4 protein-coding genes are annotated in these 2,937 nt (G+C 34.5%); 2 read left to right on the plus strand and 2 right to left on the minus strand.

Going from position 1 to position 2,937, the window contains the following annotated elements; all coding sequences use genetic code 11:
* Positions 1-347: 347 nt before the first annotated feature.
* Together JOD45_RS16120 and JOD45_RS16125 are read left to right on the plus strand one after the other, a co-directional pair.
* Positions 348-662, plus strand: a complete 315-nt coding sequence (locus JOD45_RS16120; protein WP_205004926.1) for a WXG100 family type VII secretion target — start codon at positions 348-350, stop codon at positions 660-662.
* A 72-nt stretch (positions 663-734) separates the two neighbouring features.
* The gene (locus JOD45_RS16125) at positions 735-863 is read left to right on the plus strand and encodes an immunity protein YezG family protein (RefSeq protein ID WP_205004927.1); all 129 of its coding nucleotides are present in this window, start codon (positions 735-737) and stop codon (positions 861-863) included.
* 241 nt (positions 864-1,104) lie between these two features.
* Here the strand turns inward: JOD45_RS16125 and JOD45_RS16130 are convergent, their stop codons facing one another.
* Together JOD45_RS16130 and JOD45_RS16135 are read right to left on the minus strand one after the other, a co-directional pair.
* Positions 1,105-1,728: an FMN-binding negative transcriptional regulator gene (locus JOD45_RS16130; protein ID WP_205004928.1), complete on the minus strand. Its 624-nt coding sequence runs from the start codon at positions 1,726-1,728 to the stop codon at positions 1,105-1,107.
* Between the two features lie 370 nt (positions 1,729-2,098).
* Entirely contained in the window at positions 2,099-2,563 is a 465-nt protein-coding gene (locus JOD45_RS16135) for a VOC family protein (protein ID WP_205004929.1), read from the minus strand.
* Between the last annotated feature and the right edge of the window lie 374 nt (positions 2,564-2,937).

The raw sequence follows: 2,937 nt of genomic DNA on the forward strand, positions 1-2,937 counted from the left end.
AAGTTAATTCTCTAGTTGTATTTATTCATTATATAAAAAAGTACCCTATAGGTAGACTTTTTTATGTGTCTACTCTATAGGGTACATTTTATATTATGGTGCGGGGTTTTTTGTAGTCTCTAATGATAAAAATGTCCTATGCGGCATGACAATAGACTGATAAATCCGTTTCAGAACTATGGGTATAAAGGATTGATTTTACTATCGGCCATCCGTTTCAGAGAGAAGTTGTTTATAATTTATAAGAGGATTTGTTTCACTTTTCGTAAAGTTAAACAGTCGTTTGAAAAGCTGTGAAGTCAAATTTTTAATAGAAGTTTTTATGCGAATCAGGGGAGGCGTTGTCTATGGGCAATCCAATTGATTGGCTTGAGAAAAAAGCCAAACAGGCCAAATACAATCTGGAGGCTGGCATCATTGACGGCTTTACTGATAATGTACGGCAGGCGCTCGAATCATTTCGCCAGGCAGCAAATCAATATGAACAAAGCGTCAACACCTATAGTTCGGATTGGGAAGGAGAAAAGAAACAGCAATTTCTCTCTCACCAGCAAGAATTAAACGCCGCAAAGTTTGCCGGCCAAAACGTCGCAGAAGAATTGATCCAGGAATTACGCCGCAAAGCCGCGGAATACCGTCAAAAGGCAAGTCATGTGGATTAGGAGGCAGCCCCGCTTGGCAAATTAAAGTTGATCCTGATCGAGACGAGGATTGGGATATTAGACGTTTTGATTATGTACCGGGACTATAATTACGATGATCTGACAAATGGTGATTCCTATGAAAGAAAATTTATATGGAAATACAATTATCTAGGAATTTCACCTAACAGCAATTCAGGAAAGAAAAAAGATAATAAATAACAAATTTATTTGATTAATAAACCTTGGCTGACTGAGTTTTTAGCCAAGGTTTTAGAATTAAAAGCTAAATAACATTCCTTTTACCCTTTAACTTAGAATCAACATGCTGACGAGAATGTACATGAAATGCCAAACGATCTAAATTAACACGACATCTAAGATAGGACACATCCAAAAATTTTTCTTTGCTTGAATAGAAAAGTGCCCGATTGTAGAAGATCGTTATTAAAGTAAAATCTCTTTAGTTCAATTTGCATTTTTGTAGATTTTTCTTCATAAGGGCTGCTACTTGTATTTGATCTTGTTGAGAACTGCTTTCTAGATGCTTAATAATTAATTTCTGCCGTTCCACAGGATGATTTTGGCTTAATTTAGCTTTTGCTTCAATTTTTGTGATTTTTATTCTGAACGCTACAATTCCTTTGCTCATTCCTTCGATAAAATGAGGTTCAACAGCATCTAAATGGTATAGACTATCAGGGCTTTCATATTTATTTACCAAGTCATTTAAAGAATCGAATATTACTTTTCTATCTTCGACAATCTCCATCTTTCCATATAAATGGATAGATACATAATTCCAGGTAGGCACTGCTTTAGTTGTTTCGTACCAGGAAGGTGAAATATAACAGTGGGGCCCTTGGAAAACCGCAAGGACTTGTTGGTTTTCAGCATCTTTCCATTGTTCGTTCGGACGTGCAAAATGGCCATATAAGGCATTTTCAGATTTATTTAACATCAGTGGAAGATGAGTAGCGCAGGGCTCTCCTTTGTGTTGAGAAAATAGGGTTGCAAATCCGTGTTTTTCGATAAAATCATAAATAACTTCTTCATCATCAATTTTAAAATGCTTAGGTATATACATCATAATCACCTTTCAAAAAAGTTATATGAGTGTTTGATCCCAATAATCGGATTGCTTGGATATTTGTATGTACTTTGACTGTGTAAGCAGGTATTTCTGTTAGTGAACCGGAACCAAAATTGATGTAAGTAGAGGAGTAATATTTATTTATTTTCTAGACTATTTTAAAGGCATAACTTTATCAAAAATCAAAATTGATGTTACTTTCTACATACTACAACAATATTTTTTAAAAGGAAATAGTAAAAATTAAAGCACTTTTAGCAAGAGTAAACGCTCCCTTGGGCTAGAATGATAACCTTTTTATAAAAATGAAAACCGATTCCCTATAAATGGAGAGCCGTCTTTTTGATACAATAAGAATTAATTTTTAATGAACTTTACCCCTATTAAACCATTCATCTAATGTCATCATTTCGAAATCTTCTTCAAAATCCAACCGTAAAGGCGTAATTAGCTCTAGTGAGTTTCCATCAGGGTCCTCAAAATAAATGGCCCCGTGAGCTTGTGGATTATTAGGCAATACAAGAGGTTGTTTTTCAGGCGAAAAGCGAAAAGATGTTCGTACCGGAATCCCTTTTTTCTCTAGCCATTCTTTCGCTTGTTTAAGGTTTTCGAAATCAATTTTAAAAGCAATATGTCTTATTGAGGGATGATATGGAATTTTGACTTTGTCAGTTTCCCAGAGTCCTAACCAGCTATGTCCCTTTTCTATCCAGAAAAATACTAATTTTTCTTTTTGATAGGCTATCTTCAATCCTAATTTCTTATAGAATTTAATCGAGTTTAAAAGATTACTGACCGGCAAATGTGCCTCATACAATCCTTTTATCATTATTTTGACACCCCTTTCCAAATGAATTTATTCCCATGTATCCTTTTTGCAATTATTTCAACTGTAAATCAATTGTAGAATATTCAATCATCATTTGGGATCGGGCTGTATTATGACTTTTTTTCCTGCTTTAGTTGTAGATTGAAATTTGCCGGCATAAACAAGGTATATTTTGAAACGCTTCAAGTGTTCCATAATGGATTTTCCTTCTTAACCAAAACGCCCCCGTTAACAATATTCAAACACACTTTTTTACATAAGAGCTTTTATAAAAACGGCAAAGGGGCTGTCCAAAAAGTCAGTATAACTGACTTTTTGGCGCCCCTTTTTCATTTTTTATTTAAAAAAGTACACAAAAAAATCGCCCAATCTTG

Origin of the sequence: Scopulibacillus daqui, assembly GCF_016908855.1 — a bacterium.
Lineage (GTDB): Bacteria > Bacillota > Bacilli > Bacillales > Sporolactobacillaceae > Scopulibacillus_A > Scopulibacillus_A daqui.